Annotated in this window: 13 protein-coding genes; 5 read left to right on the forward strand and 8 right to left on the reverse strand. The window is 68.5% G+C overall.

The genetic code is table 11. The features are described from left to right. Nucleotides 1-5 precede the first annotated feature (5 nt). Nucleotides 6-2,420 (forward strand): penicillin acylase family protein, encoded by a 2,415-nt coding sequence (locus DSC_RS09955; protein ID WP_014161039.1) that lies wholly within the window; start codon nt 6-8, stop codon nt 2,418-2,420. Nucleotides 2,421-2,439: 19 nt separating this feature from the next. On the opposite strand, the gene DSC_RS09960 is transcribed toward DSC_RS09955, so the two are convergent. Further along, the gene (locus tag DSC_RS09960) at nt 2,440-2,808 is read right to left on the reverse strand and encodes a response regulator (protein WP_014161040.1); all 369 of its coding nucleotides are present in this window, start codon (nt 2,806-2,808) and stop codon (nt 2,440-2,442) included. A 256-nt stretch (nt 2,809-3,064) separates the two neighbouring features. Between DSC_RS09960 and DSC_RS09965 the strand changes: the two genes are divergently transcribed. Then, nucleotides 3,065-4,093 carry a right-handed parallel beta-helix repeat-containing protein gene (locus tag DSC_RS09965; RefSeq protein ID WP_014161041.1) on the forward strand — a complete coding sequence of 343 codons (1,029 nt, stop codon included), beginning with the start codon at nt 3,065-3,067 and terminating at the stop codon, nt 4,091-4,093. A 93-nt stretch (nt 4,094-4,186) separates the two neighbouring features. Here DSC_RS09965 and asnB read toward each other — a convergent pair whose 3' ends face one another. The 7 genes from asnB to map form a co-directional block, all read right to left on the reverse strand. Further along, the gene (gene asnB / locus DSC_RS09970; RefSeq protein ID WP_014161042.1) at nt 4,187-5,875 is read right to left on the reverse strand and encodes an asparagine synthase B; all 1,689 of its coding nucleotides are present in this window, start codon (nt 5,873-5,875) and stop codon (nt 4,187-4,189) included. A gap of 245 nt (nt 5,876-6,120) precedes the next feature. Then, entirely contained in the window at nt 6,121-7,308 is a 1,188-nt protein-coding gene (dapE, locus tag DSC_RS09975) for a succinyl-diaminopimelate desuccinylase (protein WP_014161044.1), read from the reverse strand. 16 nt (nt 7,309-7,324) lie between these two features. Further along, the gene (locus DSC_RS09980) at nt 7,325-7,918 is read right to left on the reverse strand and encodes a DUF4136 domain-containing protein (protein ID WP_014161045.1); all 594 of its coding nucleotides are present in this window, start codon (nt 7,916-7,918) and stop codon (nt 7,325-7,327) included. A 91-nt stretch (nt 7,919-8,009) separates the two neighbouring features. Continuing rightward, on the reverse strand, nt 8,010-8,366 hold the full coding sequence (locus DSC_RS09985; protein ID WP_014161046.1) for an arsenate reductase: 357 nt from the start codon (nt 8,364-8,366) through the stop codon (nt 8,010-8,012). Nucleotides 8,367-8,480: 114 nt separating this feature from the next. Beyond that, complete coding sequence (dapD, locus tag DSC_RS09990; RefSeq protein WP_014161047.1) at nt 8,481-9,326, reverse strand: 2,3,4,5-tetrahydropyridine-2,6-dicarboxylate N-succinyltransferase; 846 nt, start codon at nt 9,324-9,326, stop codon at nt 8,481-8,483. A gap of 34 nt (nt 9,327-9,360) precedes the next feature. Then, entirely contained in the window at nt 9,361-11,943 is a 2,583-nt protein-coding gene (glnD, locus tag DSC_RS09995) for a [protein-PII] uridylyltransferase (RefSeq protein ID WP_238527634.1), read from the reverse strand. Nucleotides 11,944-11,984: 41 nt separating this feature from the next. Further along, nucleotides 11,985-12,761: a type I methionyl aminopeptidase gene (gene map, locus DSC_RS10000; protein WP_014161049.1), complete on the reverse strand. Its 777-nt coding sequence runs from the start codon at nt 12,759-12,761 to the stop codon at nt 11,985-11,987. 675 nt (nt 12,762-13,436) lie between these two features. Here map and rpsB point away from each other — a divergent pair. From rpsB to DSC_RS10015, 3 genes are all read left to right on the forward strand, one after another. Next, nucleotides 13,437-14,219, forward strand: a complete 783-nt coding sequence (gene rpsB / locus DSC_RS10005) for a 30S ribosomal protein S2 (RefSeq protein ID WP_014161050.1) — start codon at nt 13,437-13,439, stop codon at nt 14,217-14,219. A 136-nt stretch (nt 14,220-14,355) separates the two neighbouring features. Then, on the forward strand, nt 14,356-15,234 hold the full coding sequence (gene tsf / locus DSC_RS10010) for a translation elongation factor Ts (RefSeq protein ID WP_014161051.1): 879 nt from the start codon (nt 14,356-14,358) through the stop codon (nt 15,232-15,234). Nucleotides 15,235-15,381: 147 nt separating this feature from the next. After that, the gene (locus DSC_RS10015; protein WP_238527635.1) at nt 15,382-15,879 is read left to right on the forward strand and encodes an REP-associated tyrosine transposase; all 498 of its coding nucleotides are present in this window, start codon (nt 15,382-15,384) and stop codon (nt 15,877-15,879) included. Nucleotides 15,880-15,974: the final 95 nt, after the last annotated feature.

Raw genomic sequence — 15,974 nt, forward strand, 5'->3', positions numbered from 1 at the left:
CCCGCATGACCCGCTGGATCCGACGTTCGCTCTTGCTGCTGCTGACGCTGGGCATCATCGCTGCCGGCCTGGGCTGGTGGCTGCTGCGCGGCAGCCTGCCGACGCTGGAAGGCCAGGTCCGCCTGCCCGGCCTGTCCGCACCGGTCGGCATGGCCCGCGATGACCGCGGCGTGGTCACCATCGATGCGGCCAATCCCACCGACGCGGCGCGCGCCCTGGGGTTCGTGCATGCACAGGAACGGTATTTCGAAATGGACCTGATGCGGCGCAGTTCGGCCGGCGAGCTGGCGGCGCTGTTCGGCGCGCGGGCGCTGCCGCTGGACCGCCAGCGTCGCCTGCATCGCATGCGCGCACGCGCCGAAGCCGGCCTGGCCGATTTCGCCGGGACCCATCGCGCCGAGCTGCAGGCCTACACCGCCGGCGTCAATGCCGGCCTGGACGCGCTCCCGGTGCGGCCCTGGCCGTACCTGCTGCTGCGCCAGAAACCGCAGCCGTGGACCGTGGCCGACGTGGTCCTGGCCGGCGATGCGATGTACTTCGACCTGCAGGACGCCGACGACGCGCGCGGGCTGGCGCTGTGGCAGCTGGGGCAGCACCTGCCGCCGGCGCTGTTCGCCCTGCTCACCGCCGATGGCACCGAGTGGGATGCGCCGCTGCTGGGGGCCGCGCGGCCGGCCCCGACCTTGCCCGATGCGGACACGATCGACCTGCGCCGCCTGCCCACGCCTGGCCAGGGCATGCCCGCCCGGGACGAAGCCAGGGCGCTGGGCAGCAACAACTTCGCCGTGGCCGGCCGCCTGACCGGTGACGGTCGGGCGATCGTGGCCGACGACATGCACCTGGCCCTGCGCGTGCCCAACCTGTGGTTCCGGGTGCGCCTGCACTATGCCGATCCACGGGCGGCCGGCGGCAAGGTCGATGTGACCGGCTTCAGCCTGCCCGGCCTGCCGGCGGTGATCGTCGGCAGCAACACCCATGTCGCCTGGGGATTCACCAACAGCTATGCCGACACCGCCGACCTGTTCCGGGTCACCCCCTGTGCCGCCGGGCCCGCGCCCGGCTGCGCGGCGCTGACCGTGCAGCATGAGCGCATCGCGGTGGCAGGTGCAGCCGATGACCTGCTGGAGGTGCGCCAAACCCAGGCCGGCCCCCTGGTGCGCGATCTGCCCGGTGGCCAGGCGCTGGCGCTGCGCTGGGTCGGCCACCTGCCTGGCGCGCTCAACCTGGGCCTGTCCGACTTCGCCCGCGCGGGCGATCTGGATGCCGCGCTGGGCATGGCCGAGACCATCGCGCTGCCGGCGCAGAACCTGGTCATCGCCGATGCCGGCGGCCGCATCGCCTGGCGCGTGCTGGGCCCGCTGCCCCGGCGCACGCCTGGCTGCGGCGCCGAACATCACGTCCTGCCCGGCGCCAGTCCTGCCGCCACCGCCTGCGTGCCGTGGTCCATCTCCACCACCGAGGTCGCCGCGCTGGCCGATCCGGCCGATGGCCGGCTGTGGAGCGCCAACAACCGCTTGGTCGATGGCCCGCTGCTGGCCACGCTGGGCGATGGTGGCTATCAGCTCGGCGCGCGGGCACAACAGATCCGTGACGCCCTGCGCCAACGCGACCGCTTCGACGAATCGGCCCTGCTGGCGGTGCAGCTGGACACCCGCGCGGTGTTCCTGCAGCGCTGGTGGGCGTTGCTGCAGGACCAGGCCAGGCAGGCGCCGGCCGGCTCGGCGCTGCGCGCGCTGGCAAGCGCCGCGCATCAGTGGGACGGCTCGGCCAGCGTGGACTCGGTGAGCTTCCGGCTGGTGCGCGCGTGGCGGCTGGCGGTGCTGAGGCGGGTCGAAGACGGCCTGACCGCACCGGCGCGCGCCGCGCTGGGCAGCGATTTGCGCATGCCGGCGCTGCCGCAGTTCGAAGGCACGCTGTGGGCCCTGCTGCAGCAGCGACCGGTGCACCTGCTGCCGCGTGCGGACAGCTGCGCGGCGCTGCATCCAGCGCCGGCCAACTGCGACGATGCACAGGGCTGGCAGCGCCTGCTCGAAGCGGCCGCCGCCGGAGTCCGCGATGACCTCTCCGCCGATGCACCGCTGGAGCGCCGCACCTGGGGTGAACACAACACCGCGAAGATCTGCCATCCGCTGGCCGCCGCGCTGCCGGGGCCCGCCGGGCGCCTGCTGTGCATGCCGGCCGATCCATTGCCCGGTGCCGCCGATATGCCACGCGTGCAGGCGCCGGACTTCGGCGCGTCCGAGCGCATGGTGGTCTCGCCCGGCCACGAAGCCGATGGCTTCATCCACATGCCTGGTGGCCAGAGTGGCCATCCGCTTTCGCCGTACTGGGGCGCGGGCCATGCGGACTGGGTGCACGGCCGGCCCACGCCGTTCCTGCCCGGACCGGCCCGGCACACGCTGACCCTGCAGCCGCGCTGAGCTGGGCTGGCGGCGCGCTTCAGAGCAGGCTGGCTTCCTCGGTCAGGGCCGACATCAGCCCGCCGAACTGGTAGGGCTTGGGCAGGAAGCGCACGCCGCGCGGCAGTTCCGGCAGTTGCGTGCGCGGATAGCCGGAGGTCAGGACCACGGCGATCTGCGGGTATTCGCGCGTGACCATGTCCACCAGCTGCACCCCGGACAGGCCGCGCGGCATCAGCACGTCGCTCATCAGCACGTCGAAGCCCTGGTCGCGGATCAGGATATCCAGCGCCGCGGTCGCATCCAGTGCGGTGACGACCTCCACGTCATACATCGACAGCCCTTCCTGCAGCACGCGCAGCAGTTCAGGGTTGTCATCGACCATCAGCACGCGCAGGCGCTTGGACATGCGATTCCTCACCAGATAATGCGGACCCCGGCCGGGACCGGCCCGGACTATGGCGCGGCCTGCGACAAGACCGCGTGTTTTTTGCGCCGCCGCGCTGCGCCCCCCCCGATCGTGGCGCCAGGGTGGGCACTGCACGCCGCCCTTACGCCGGTCCGGGACAATGCTGCGGCGCCGCAGCAGGTTCATGCGGCGCCTTTCCCCGTTTTGTCACAGGTTCCGGATGAGTCACCGACGCTGGTCTTCCCCCCTCGCCCTGATGGCGCCGCTGCTGCTGGCCCTGCCCTTCTTCAGCCCGAGCGCGCGCGCGGCCCTGGCCGACGACCAGCCTGCGGCCTGCACCGCCAGGGCCGGCCCCAAGGACAACCTGCAGGGCGTCATCAACGCCCTGCCCGCCGACGGTTCGCACGCGGTGCTGTGCCTGGCCGCCGGCGATTACCAGCTGCAGGGCCTGCTGTGGATCCTGCGTGACAACACCACCGTGCGCGGGGTCGGCCCCAGGACCGCGCTGCACATGCGCGATGGTGTGCAGCAGCCGCTGCTGGTGGTGGGTGATTACCTCAACCAGGTGCCGGACCGCACCATCACCAACGTCACCATCTCCGACCTGTCCCTGGTCGGTGGCCAGGCCGACAATGAGTTCATGCCCGAACGTCCGTACCTGAGCAACAGCGGCGTGGTCGTGCGCAAGGGCTATCGGGTGCGCCTGACCCGGCTCAAGGCCAGCGGCTGCCGCAGCGCCTGCCTGCTGACCGAACAGCACAGCGATGCGATCACCATCGACCACAACGACGTCTTCGGCGCGGTCTGGGACGGGGTGTCCTTCAACAGCACCTCCAACGTGGTGATGTTCGACAACCACGTGCACGACAACATCGCCGCCGGAATCACCGCCGAGCACCTCACCGACAGCGAGATCCGCAACAACGTGCTGGCCAATAACGGCAGCCAGGGCGTCTACCTGTCCGATTCGGCGCGCAACCTGTTCATCGGCAACACCTTCACCGGCAACCGCGGCGCCGGAGTGTTCCTGACCTGCGCGATCCGTTTCCGCAACGCCGACGGCAGTACCCAGTGCTGGGACAACAGCATGAGCCAGGACAACGTGTTCGAGAACAACCACTTCGACAAGGACCCGTTCACCTACACCATCGGCGTGGACAAGGCTGCCAACTGCAAGAGCGCCGGCTTCAAACCCAACGTGTGGAAGGCCAGCAACCGGGCCAGCGCCTCGGGCGTGGACATCGACCCGCAGCGCTACGGCTATTGCGTACGCCATGAACCGTAGGGCGGGTCTTGACCCGCCATCGCCACCCCGGTAGGGCGGGTCTTGACCCGCCCCATTGCAATGCCCACAACGGCCGGCGGGTCGAGACCCGCCCTACAGCGCCTGCGCGTGCACCCCGGCAATGGCACGGCCGGACGGATCTGCCGCGGCGGCGAAGCTCGCGTCCCAGGCGATCGCCGCCGGCGAGGAGCAGGCGATCGACTTGCCGCCCGGCACCGTCTCGGCCGCGGCCGGCGTCGGGAACGCCTGCTCGAACAGCGCGCGATAGAAGTACGCCTCCTTGGTCAGCGGCGGGTTGAACGGGAAGCGCTTGTCGGCTGCGGCCAGCTCGCGGTCGCTGACCTGGGCCTCGGCGTGGGCCTTGAGCCCGTCGATCCAGCCGTAGCCGACGCCGTCGCTGAACTGCTCCTTCTGCCGCCACAGGATCGAATCGGGCAGGTAGCCTTCGAAGGCCTCGCGCAGCACCGCTTTCTCGATCCGCTTCTTGCCATCGGCACCGACCGTGATCATCTTGTGCGACGCATCCATGCGCATGGCCACATCCAGGAACTCGCGGTCCAGGAACGGCACGCGCGGCTCCACGCCCCAGGCCATCATCGACTTGTTGGCGCGCAGGCAGTCGTAGTTGTGCAGCGCGTCCAGCTTGCGGATCAGCTCCTCGTGGAATTCGCGCGCGTTCGGCGCCTTGTGGAAGTACAGGTAGCCGCCGAAGATCTCGTCGGAGCCTTCGCCGCTGAGCACCATCTTCACGCCCATCGCCTTGATCCGGCGCGCCAGCAGGAACATCGGGGTGGAGGCGCGGATGGTGGTCACATCGTAGGTCTCGATGTGCCTGATGACCTCCGGCAGCGCATCCAGGCCTTCCTCGAAGGTGTATTCGAAGCCGTGGTGCACCGTGCCCAGCGCGTCGGCAGCGATCCTGGCCGCGGCCAGGTCGGGCGAGCCCTTCAAGCCGATGGCGAATGAATGCAGGCGCGGCCACCAGGCCTCGGTCCTGTCGCCGTCCTCGACGCGATGGCGCGCATAGCGCGCGGCCACCGCGGCCACCAGCGACGAATCCAGGCCGCCGGACAACAGCACCCCGTAGGGCACATCGGTCATCAACTGGCGATGCACGGCGGCCTCGAAGGCCTCGCGCAACTCGGTCGGGCTCACCTGGACCCCCTTGACCGCCTCGTAGTCACGCCATGGGCGCCTGTAGTACTGGGTCAACTTGCCGGTGGCGGTGTCGTACCAGTGGCCGGGCGGGAACTGGGCCACATCGGCGCAATGCTCGCACAGCGACTTCATTTCCGAGGCCACGCGCAGGCGGCCTTCGCGGTCGTGGCCCCAGTACAGCGGGCACACCCCGATGGGGTCGCGCGCGATGAGGGCGCGGCCGGTCTGCCTGTCCCACAGCGCGAAGGCAAAGATGCCGTTGAGGCGGTTGAGGAACGATTCCGGCGCATCCTCGCGATACAGGGCGTTGATCACCTCGCAGTCCGAGCCGGTCTGGAACGCGTAGGGCTGGGTCAGCTCGGCCTTCAATTCGGCGTGGTTGTAGATCTCGCCGTTGACCGCCAGCGCCAGCGCGCCGTCCTGACTCAGCAACGGCTGCGAACCGCCGGCCGGATCGACGATGGCCAGGCGCTCGTGCACCAGGATCGCGCCCTCGTCCACGTACACCCCGCTCCAGTCCGGGCCGCGATGGCGCTGGCGCTGAGAGCACTCCAGCGCCTGACGGCGCAGCGCGCCAAGATCATCGCCGGATTGCAGGCCGAAGATGCCGAAGATCGAACACATGGGAAAACTCCTGGGGAAACATGACGTGGGAAAGGGTTCGGGGCGGTCCAAAAAGAAAAAACCCGCATCTTGCGATGCGGGTTTTCTGGTTTCCTGGCTGTTCCGTTCTGTGCCTAGTCGCAGACCCGCATCGGCCGCGCGCGATTGCTCGCACGCAGGGCATTGCGGTTGGTGTTGTTCACGACGGTGGCGCGGCTGGACGGCATGGGGGCAACTTAACCCGGGCGTTTGCTGCAACGCAACTGTTACGCCAGCAACCGTTCGATCAACGTGCGATACAGGTCCGGCAGCCGCTCCAGGTCGGCCACGCGCACGTGCTCGTCGATCTGGTGGATGCTGGCGTTGACCGGCCCGACCTCGATGCACTGCGCGCCCAGCGGGGCGATGAAGCGCGCGTCCGAGGTGCCGCCGCCGGTGCTTTCCTGCGGCGGCGCTCCGGCAAACTCGCCCAGCACCTGACGCGCCACGCAGCGCAGCGTGCCTTCGGGCGTGTAGAACGGCTCGCCGCTGCGATGCCATTGCAGCGCGTACTCCAGGCCGTGGCGCTCCAGCAGTGCGGCGACTTCGGCCTCCAGCCTGGGCGCATCCCAGTGCGGGTTGTAGCGCAGGTTGAACAGCACCTGCAGCTGGCCCGGGATCACGTTGCTGGCGCCGGTGCCGGCATGGATGTTGGACACCTGCAGGCTGGTCGGCGGGAAGCTTTCATAGCCGTCGTCCCACTGGCGCGAGGTCAGCTCGGCCAGGGCGGGGGCGGCCTGGTGGATCGGATTGCGGGCCTTGTGCGGATAGGCCACGTGGCCCTGCACGCCCTTGACCGTCAAGGTGCCGGTCAGGCTGCCGCGACGGCCCACACGCAGCAGGTCGCCCAGCGTGTGCGTGGAAGACGGCTCGCCGGTGATGCACCAGTCGATGCCCTGCCCGCGCTCGGCCAACACCCTGGCGACCCGGCGCACGCCATCGATGGCATCGCCTTCCTCGTCACTGGTGAGCAGCACCGCCAGGGTGCCGGCATGGTCCGGATGGGCAGCCACGTATTGCTCGGCAGCGACCACGAACGCAGCCACGCTGCCCTTCATGTCGGCGCTGCCGCGGCCGTAGAGGTTGCCCTGGCGCACCTGCGGCTTGAACGGATCACTGGTCCAGGCCTCGACCGGCCCGGTCGGCACCACGTCGGTATGGCCCAGCAGCACCAGCACCGGCGCGCCGCTGCCGTGCGTGGCCCACAGGTTGTCGACCCGGCCAAAGCGCAGTTGCTCGCAGGTGAAGCCAGCCGCCTGCAGGCGCGAGGCGATCAGCGCCTGGCAGCCGGCGTCCTCGGGTGTGACCGAAGGCCGGGCGATCAGCTCGCAGGCCAGCGCCAGGACCGGCTCGGTGGGCGCAGCATCGGCAGGCGCGCGCGCGTCGCCGTCGTGGGAGCCGCTGGCGGCCTTCATCGGCACACCCCAGCGGTCATGGCGATGGCGCGGCCTGGCCGGCGCGATACGGAAACTGGGCGAAGATCCCCGCCATCGCCGAATCGATCTTCGCCGCACGTTCGGCCGGGGTCAGCTTGTGCACGGTGCCCACCGCCACGCCTTCCCATACCAGCCGCCGCTGCGCCACATCGACCAGGTCCACGTTGAGCGTGCCCTCGGTGTAGGTGCGCACCGTGGTGTGTTCATGCCAGTAGGGCGAGACGAAATAGCCGCCGGCGCGATAGCTGTAGTAGGCGTCGTAGCCCACGTCCGGGATCGAGGAGACCTGTATCTTCTCCTGCAGGTAGGCGCCCAGGTTGACCCACAGGTCCGGCGCGACCGGATCGTAGCGGTAGCCGCGCGCTTCCATCTCCCGACGCGCTGCTGCCTTAATCGCCTCGCTGGTGGCGGTGGCGTAACCCTTGCTCTCGATCGCCAGCGGCGCATAGAAGGCGAAGCTGCGATAGCGCGAGAAGTCGGCCTGGGGATCGGCCACGCTGCTGATCTTGGGGCCGGTGGCGCAGGCGGCCAGCAGCAGCAGACAACTGACAAAAAGACAACGGATGACCCGGTCTTGCACTGCGTTCATGGCATGGACTCCGTGGGAGGAAAGCGTGCACGCATCACCGCACGCGCGGCATCCTCGCATGATCCCCCTGCTGCGCGCACCGCCGTGTCACTCACCCGATGCCAAACAACCGCTTGAAGCCGTTGTCGGAGAAGCCCTGGCTGAAACGACCATCCTGTGTGATCACCACCGGCCTGCGGATCAGCTGCGGATGCTCGCGCAGCAACAGCTTCCATTCAGCCTCGCTGCCGGGGGTCTTGCGGTTTTCTGGCAACTGGCGCCAGGTGGTGGAGGACCTGTTGACCAGCGCCTGGAACCCACCGGCCCTGCCCGCCCAGTCCACCAGCATCTCTGGCGTGGGTTTGTGATCGCGATAGTCGATGAAGGTGTAGGCCAGGCCGAACCGGTCCAGCCACTTGCAGGCCTTCTTGCAGGTGTCGCAGTTGTTGAGTCCGTAAAGCGTGGTCATGGGGCGAGAGACGAGGGGAGCGGAGTGAGAAACGGAGGCAAGGCTGGAGCGAGAAGGAACAAGCTGGCGGGGCGTGCGCAATGGGCGAGGGCATCTGCCCTCGTTCCTTCGCTTTCAGTCCGCCAACCCGCGCAGCAGGTCGTTCACCGAGGTCTTGCTGCGGGTCTTCTCGTCGACCTGCTTGACGATGACCGCCGCGTACAGCGAATGCGAGCCGTCGCTTGCCGGCAGCGAACCTGCCACCACCACGCTGCCCGGCGGCACGTAGCCGTAGGAAATCTCGCCGCTGGCGCGGTTGTAGATGCGGGTGGACTGGCCCAGGAACACGCCCATGCCGATCACGCTGTGGTGGCCAACGACCACGCCTTCGACCACTTCCGAACGCGCGCCGATGAAGCAGTGGTCCTCGATGATGGTCGGCGCGGCCTGCAGCGGCTCCAGCACCCCGCCGATGCCGGCGCCGCCGGACAGGTGGCAGTGCCTGCCGATCTGCGCGCAGGAGCCGACCGTGGCCCAGGTATCGACCATCGTGCCCTCGCCCACGTAGGCGCCGATGTTGGTGAAGCTGGGCATCAGCACCACGTCCTTGCCGAAATAGGTGCCGCGACGGGCCACCGCGCCCGGGACCACGCGCACGCCTGCGGCGCGGAACCTGGCCGCATCGTAGCCGGCAAAGCGCGCCTCGACCTTGTCCCAGAACGGTGCCGGCTGCGCCGGGATCACGGCCATGTCGTTGACGCGGAAATACAGCAGCACCGCCTTCTTCAGCCACTGGTTGACCTGCCAGCCGCCCTCGGCCGTGGGTTCGGCCACGCGCAGGGCGCCGGTTTCCAGCCCGTCGATGGCCGCGTACACGGCCGGGCGCACCTGGTCGTTGATCTGCTCGGCGGTGAGCTCGGCGCGGCGATCGAACGCGCTTTCCAGGGTGGACTTGAGGGACTCGATGGCAACTGCGGACATGGCGCGGAGCGTTCCTGGAAGGGGGGGGAAGGGATCAGACAGCCGTTTCGAGCTGCGCGCGCAGCGCATCGCGCAGCGCATCGCGCGCCTGGCCACTCAGCGGCCTGTCGGCCTCGTCGCTGAGATGGAACACATCCTCGGCACGCTCGCCGAAGGTGGCGATGCGCGCCTCGTGCACGCGCAGGCGCTGGCCGCGCAGCACCTGGGCCACCTGTGCCAGCAGGCCTGGGCGATCGGGTGCGACCAGCTCCAGCACCGTATGGCGGCCATCGAGCGTGGTGCCGAATTCAAAGCGCGGCGGAAAGCGGAAATGCCGCAGCTGGCGCGGCACCGTGCGCTGGGAGACACGCACTTGGTCCAGCGGGCCGGCCAGCGCGCGGCGCAGGGTTTCGGCCACGGTGGCGGTGTCGGCGCTGGCGTAGGTATCGGCGGGCAGGATCTCGAAGGTATCGAACACCGTGCCATGCGGCCCCATCAGCACGCGCGCCTGGTGGATGCCGAACCCCAGCCGGTCCAGGGTGGCCAGGATCGCGGCGAACAGGCCGTCGCGGTCCGGCGAATGGACGAACACTTCCATCGCCCGCGCCTCCCCGTCGATGTGGCGCACCTTGACCAGGGTCTGCCCGTGCCGCACATCCACCAGCGCGGCGGCCTGCCAGGCCAGCTGCTCGGGACGGAAACGCATGAAGCCCTCGTCCGGCATTTCGGCGAACTGGCGCGCGATGGTGTCCGCGTCGAAACCCTGCTGCAGCATCAGCGCGCAGGTCGCCTCGCGGCCCTCGGCCACGCACTGCTCCACCGCCATCGGCTGCTCCAGACCCTCGCGCAGCACCCGGCGCGTGGCGAAGTACAGATCGGCCAGCAGCCGGTCCTTCCATGCGTTCCACAGCTTGGGGCTGGTGCCGGCGATGTCGGCACAGGTCAGCAGGTACAGGTAATCCAGGTGTTCGCGGTCACCGATCACGGTGGCGAAGCGATGGATCACCTCCGGATCGGCGATGTCCTGCTTCTGCGCGGTGACCGACATGCGCAGGTGCTGCTCGACCAGCCAGGTCACCAGACTGGTGTCCGAAGCCTTGAGCCCGTGCGCTTCACAGAACGCGCGCGCATCGCTCGCGCCCAGTTCGGAATGGTCACCACCCCGGCCCTTGGCGATGTCATGGAACAGCCCGGCCAGCAGCAGCAGCTCCGGCTTGCGCAGGCGCGGCCAGACTTCGTGGGCGATGGAAAACCGCTCGTCGGCGCGGCCGCTGGAAAACACCGCCAGGTTGCGCAGCACCATCAAGGTGTGCTGGTCGACCGTGTATACGTGGAACAGGTCGAACTGCATGCGTCCGGACACCAGCGCGAACGCCGGCAGCCACTGCCCCAGCACGCCCAGGCGCGCCATCCGCGTCAGCGTGTCCACCGCGCGCGGTGCGCGCATCAAGGCCATGAACTGCGCGCGCTGTTGGGCACTGGCGTCGGTGTAGGGCTTCAGGCCGGGCAGTGCCTCGGCCAATGCACGCGCGGTCTGTGAATGCAGCCCGCTGATCTTCGGCTGCCCGGCCCAGGTGGCAAACAGCGCGAAGACATCGCCGATCTCGCGCGGCCACTGCGGGCTGCTGGCGGCCAGGTAGTTGCGGCGCAGCTCGAAGGCCTGGTCCAGCGCGCGCGGCACCGGCTCGCCTTCGAATTGTTCCTCGAAGCGCTGCAGGAGCCGGTCACTGATCTGGCGCACGACCGCCGCGCTGCGGTAGAACCCCTGCATCATCTGCTCGACCGCCAGGCTGCCCGGCGCATCGACATAGCCCAGGCGCGCGGCCAGGGTCTTCTGGTAATCGAAACGCAGGCGCTCTTCCGGCCGGCCCGCCATCAGGTGCAGGCCGTAGCGCAGCCGTCCCAGCGCGCGGCGCTCGCGCGCCAGGGCGATGGCCTCGTCCGGGCCCAGCTGGCCGATGCCGACCAGCGGCTCCAGGTCGCGCACACCAAATGTGCGCAGCGCCATCCAGCCCAGGGTATGCAGGTCGCGCAGCCCGCCGGGACCATCCTTGATGTCCGGCTCCAGGTTGTCGGAGGTATCGCCGAAGCGCGCGTGGCGCAGCGCCATCTCCTCGCGCTTGATCGCGAAAAACTCGCGCGGCGGCCACACCTTGTCCGGCGAGACCGCAGCGGCCAGCGCCTTGCGGGCCACCTCGCTGGCCATCAGCGGGCGCGCTTCGATCAACGCGGTGAGCACGGTCTGGTCGGCGGCCGCCTCGGTGCACTCCTGCGGCGAGCGCACCGCATGGCTGAGCTTGAGGCCGACATCCCAGACCAGCGCCAGACAGCGCGCCAGGGCTTCGTGCCCGCGCTGCTGCGCCTGCGGATCGCCCAGCACCAGCACGTCCACGTCCGAATGCGGAAACAGCTCGCCGCGCCCGTACCCGCCCACCGCAAACAGCGACAGGCCCACGTCCTGGGCCATGCAGCGCCGCCAAGCCTCGCGCAGCAGCTGGTCGACCGCGCGCGCGCGCAGCGCCAGCACATGGTCGATGCGTTCGACATCATCAAACCGGCGCGAGAGTTTCTCGTCGGTGGCGGCCAGGGCCGCACGCGCCTGCTGCGACCAGGCGCTGTCGCAGGCCAAGGCGCTCAAGAGCGGGCGCGGCAAGGCGTCGCTGGCGGCCGCCGGGGTCCTCACAGGTCGTTGTCGTCGCCCGGCAGCCGGGTCAGGATCTCCACCCCGTCCTCGGTCACCGCCACGGTGTGTTCCCACTGCGCCGAGAGCCTGCGGTCCTTGGTCACCACGGTCCAGCCGTCCGGCAGGGTCCTGGTGTAGCGGGTGCCCTCGTTGATCATCGGTTCGATGGTGAAGGTCATGCCCGGCTTGAGCACGACCCCTTCGCCCGGACGCCCGTAGTGCAGCACCTGCGGCTCGTCGTGGTACACCGTGCCGATGCCGTGGCCGCAGTACTCGCGCACCACGCTGAAACGCTCGGATTCGGCGTACTGCTGGATCGCATGACCGACATCGCCCAGCGTCGCGCCCGGCTTGACCGCACGGATGCCGCGGAACATCGCCTCGCGGGTGACATCGACCAGGCGTCTGGCCATCACCGACGGGGTGCCGACGATGTACATGCGGCTGGTATCGCCATGCCAGCCATCCTTGATCACGGTGACATCGATGTTAACGATGTCGCCGTCCTTCAACACCTTGGCCTCGTTGGGGATGCCGTGGCAGATCACGTTGTTGACCGAGGTACACACCGCGGCGGGGAAGCCACGGTAGCCGACGTTGGCCGGAATGGCGTCCTGCACCTTGACGATATGGTCGTGGCAGATGCGGTCCAGCTCGGCGGTGGTCACGCCGGGCTTCACGTGCGGGGCGACGACCTGCAGCACCTCGGCGGCCAGGCGGCCGGCCACGCGCATTTTTTCCAGGTCGGCGGCGGATTTCAGTTGGATGCTCATGATCACCATTATCGCTGATTCGGGCCGTGCCTGAACGGAACCGGGGCGCGCGGCCCGGTTAGGGGGGGCGAAAAATCGCGCGCGGCAAACAGCGCGCGGCTTGCCGCTTGCCAAGCCCGGCGGGAGTCCCCAGGTGACCAACAACGGGCGAACCAGGTGTTGGCCGGCGGCCAAATGTGACGCGTGGATGCACGACAACGCGGCCGCAGTGCCGGTACCCGCCACCACGCAACCCATTGTCTGTACAGGGTTTTAGCCCCACGAGGGCCGGTTGGCACGGCCCATGCTTACACCATCTCCCCAAGGCCGACGCATCCCGCTGCGGCCACTCCCCCGGAAAACCCATGCCATGCGTCTGACCGCCTCGCGCCGCCTGCTGCTGCTCGTCATCCTGATGGCCGCGCCGCTGTTTGCCTGAAACACCCCGACGCCTGCGCGATTTGCGCCAGCGTCCGCCGCGGGGCTATAATCCGCCGGCTATGCGAGGCCTGCCGGCCCGCATGAAGCGCCCACGCCGGGCGTCACCGGCGAATACACACCTGCTGCCACAGCCCGTGCCGGGGTGCCTTTCCACGAGGAAGGTTCGGACACGGACGCCGCAGGGAGGCCCAACCCCGGAACCGTCAAAACCGCATCCAAAACGCGCGGTTGGTTCCACTGCCCTGGAGTTTTGCAATGTCCCAGATCACCATGCGCCAGATGCTGGAAGCCGGCGTCCATTTCGGCCACCAGACCCGCTACTGGAACCCGAAGATGGCTCCGTACATCTTCGGCGCCCGCGGCAAGATCCACATCATCAACCTGGAAAAGACCCTGCCGTTGTTCGTCGATGCGATGAACTTCATCAGCGCCATTGCCCAGAAGCGCGGCACCATTCTGTTCATCGGCACCAAGCGCAGCGCCCGCGATTCCATCAAGGAAGAAGCCGAGCGCTGCAACATGCCGTACATGACCCAGCGCTGGCTGGGCGGCACCCTGACCAACTTCGCCACGGTGAAGAAGTCCGTGGCCCGCCTGAAGGAACTGGAAGCCGCCGAAACCGACGGCACCTTCGAAAAGCTGGTCAAGCACGAAGTGCTGGGCCTGCGCCGCGAGCGCGACAAGCTGCTGGCCTCGCTGGGCGGCATCAAGGAAATGAACCGCCTGCCCGACGCGCTGTTCGTGATCGACATCGGCCACGAGGACATCGCCATCAAGGAAGCCAAGAAGCTCGGCATCCCGGTGGTGGCCGTGGTCGACTCCAACTACGATCCGGCCCTGGTCGACTACCCGATCCCGGGCAACGACGACGCCATCCGCGCCGTGCAGCTGTACGCCCGCGCCGCCGCCGACGCGGTGCTGGAAGGCAAGGCCGCTTCGCCCAACAACGCCGTCGTGCGCGAGGAAGAGTTCAGCGAAGGCAGCGCCGAGGCCAAGCCGGCCCGTCGTGGCCGCAAGAGCGACGAAGCCTCCGCCTGAGGCGTCATCGCCGCGCAACGGTCGGCGCGCCATGGTCGCGCGTCGGCCCCAGCGGCAGGCATGCGTCCGGCCGTTGTCGCTTGGAATGGCGCCATGCGCCTTCCCAACCAATACCCAAAAAACCGAGGTCACCACCGTGGAAATCACTGCTTCCCTGGTCAAGGAACTGCGCGAGCGCACCGGCGCCGGCATGATGGAGTGCAAGAAGGCACTCACCGAGAACGCGGGCAACATCGACGCCGCCGCCGAGTGGCTGCGCAAGTCCGGCCTGGCCAAGGCCGACAAGAAGGCTGACCGGGTCGCCGCCGAAGGCAAGATCGCCTCGGCCCAGGACGGCGGCAAGGCCGTGCTGGTCGAGATCAACTCCGAGACCGACTTCGTCGCCAAGGACAGCAACTTCCTGACCTTCGCCGACGCCGTCGCCCAGGCCGCCCTGGCCTCCGGCGCGACCGATGTCCAGGCGCTGAAGTCGGCCAGGCTGCCCTCCGGCCAAACCATCGAGGAAACCCGCGCCGCCGTCATCGCCAAGGTCGGCGAGAACGTGCAGGTGCGTCGCATGGTCGCCATCAACAGCACCAACAACGTGGCCGCCTACGTCCACGGCGGCCGCATCGGGGTGCTGGTCGAAGTGGCCGGCGGTGACGCCGAGCTGGCCCGTGGCCTGGCCATGCACGTGGCCGCGATGAACCCGCCGTACAACAAGGCCAGCGACGTGCCGGCCGAGTTCGTGGCCAAGGAAAAGGAAATCGAGCTGGCCAAGATGTCCGAGAAGGACAAGTCCAAGCCGGCCGACATCCTGGAGAAGATCATCAGCGGCAAGATCGCCAAGATCGTCAACGAAGTGACCCTGTACGGACAGCCCTACGTGCTGGACACCAACCAGAGCGTGGAGCAGGTGCTCAAGGCGGCCGGCGCCGAGGTCGTGGGCTTCAAGCGGCTGGCCGTGGGCGAAGGCATCGAGAAGGTGGTGGAAGACTACGCCGCCGAAGTGATGAAGCAGGCCGGCCTGGCCTGATCCGCGCCGACTGGTCGGCAACAAAAAAGCCGCGGGAAACCGCGGCTTTTTTGTTGTTCCAGCCCGTGGGAGCCGCCATGGCGGCGATGCGCCTCTGCCGACACCGCCGCCGCAAAACCAGACATTTCCGACAGACCACCACGCCCCATGCTGATTGCAGCAGATCCATCGCCAGACCATGCTGACCGCATGCCGCTTCCCCGATCTCACCTTCTCCGGAAGCACCGATTTTCCGAATCCGGAAGGATTTACCTGATCACCTTCGCGACCCACCGGCGCACGCCCTACTTCTCTGAACACCCTCATGCAGCTGTTGTCGCGCGCTGCCTGAACAGCCCGCAAGCCTGGCCCCATGGAAGACTGCTTTGCTGGACCCTGATGCCAGATCACTGGCATGGCCTGCTTGAGCTGGGCACCGAATCCCTTGATCGCAGCATCGGCCGCGCCAAAGCGCTGGCAACCCGCCAGTGGCACAAGGCGTTGGATTGCCAACACGTGCTGTGGGGGCGCGGATTCCACGACCGCGCAGTCCGCAAGGACGAGGACGTCCTGCACATGGCGCGTTACATCGTGGCCAACCCCGTTCGCGCAGGACTGGTCCGCCGGGTCGGCGACTATCCTTATTGGAATGCGATCTGGCTCTGAAGCTGCCAGGCGTGGAAGCGGCGCGGACCTTCCAGTACCCAAGGTGATTCCAACGCGCCGGTAAGGAAGGCATCGCCGCCGTGGCGGCTCCCACC

The organism is Pseudoxanthomonas spadix BD-a59 (assembly GCF_000233915.3).
Classification (GTDB): Bacteria; Pseudomonadota; Gammaproteobacteria; order Xanthomonadales; family Xanthomonadaceae; genus Pseudoxanthomonas_A; species Pseudoxanthomonas_A spadix.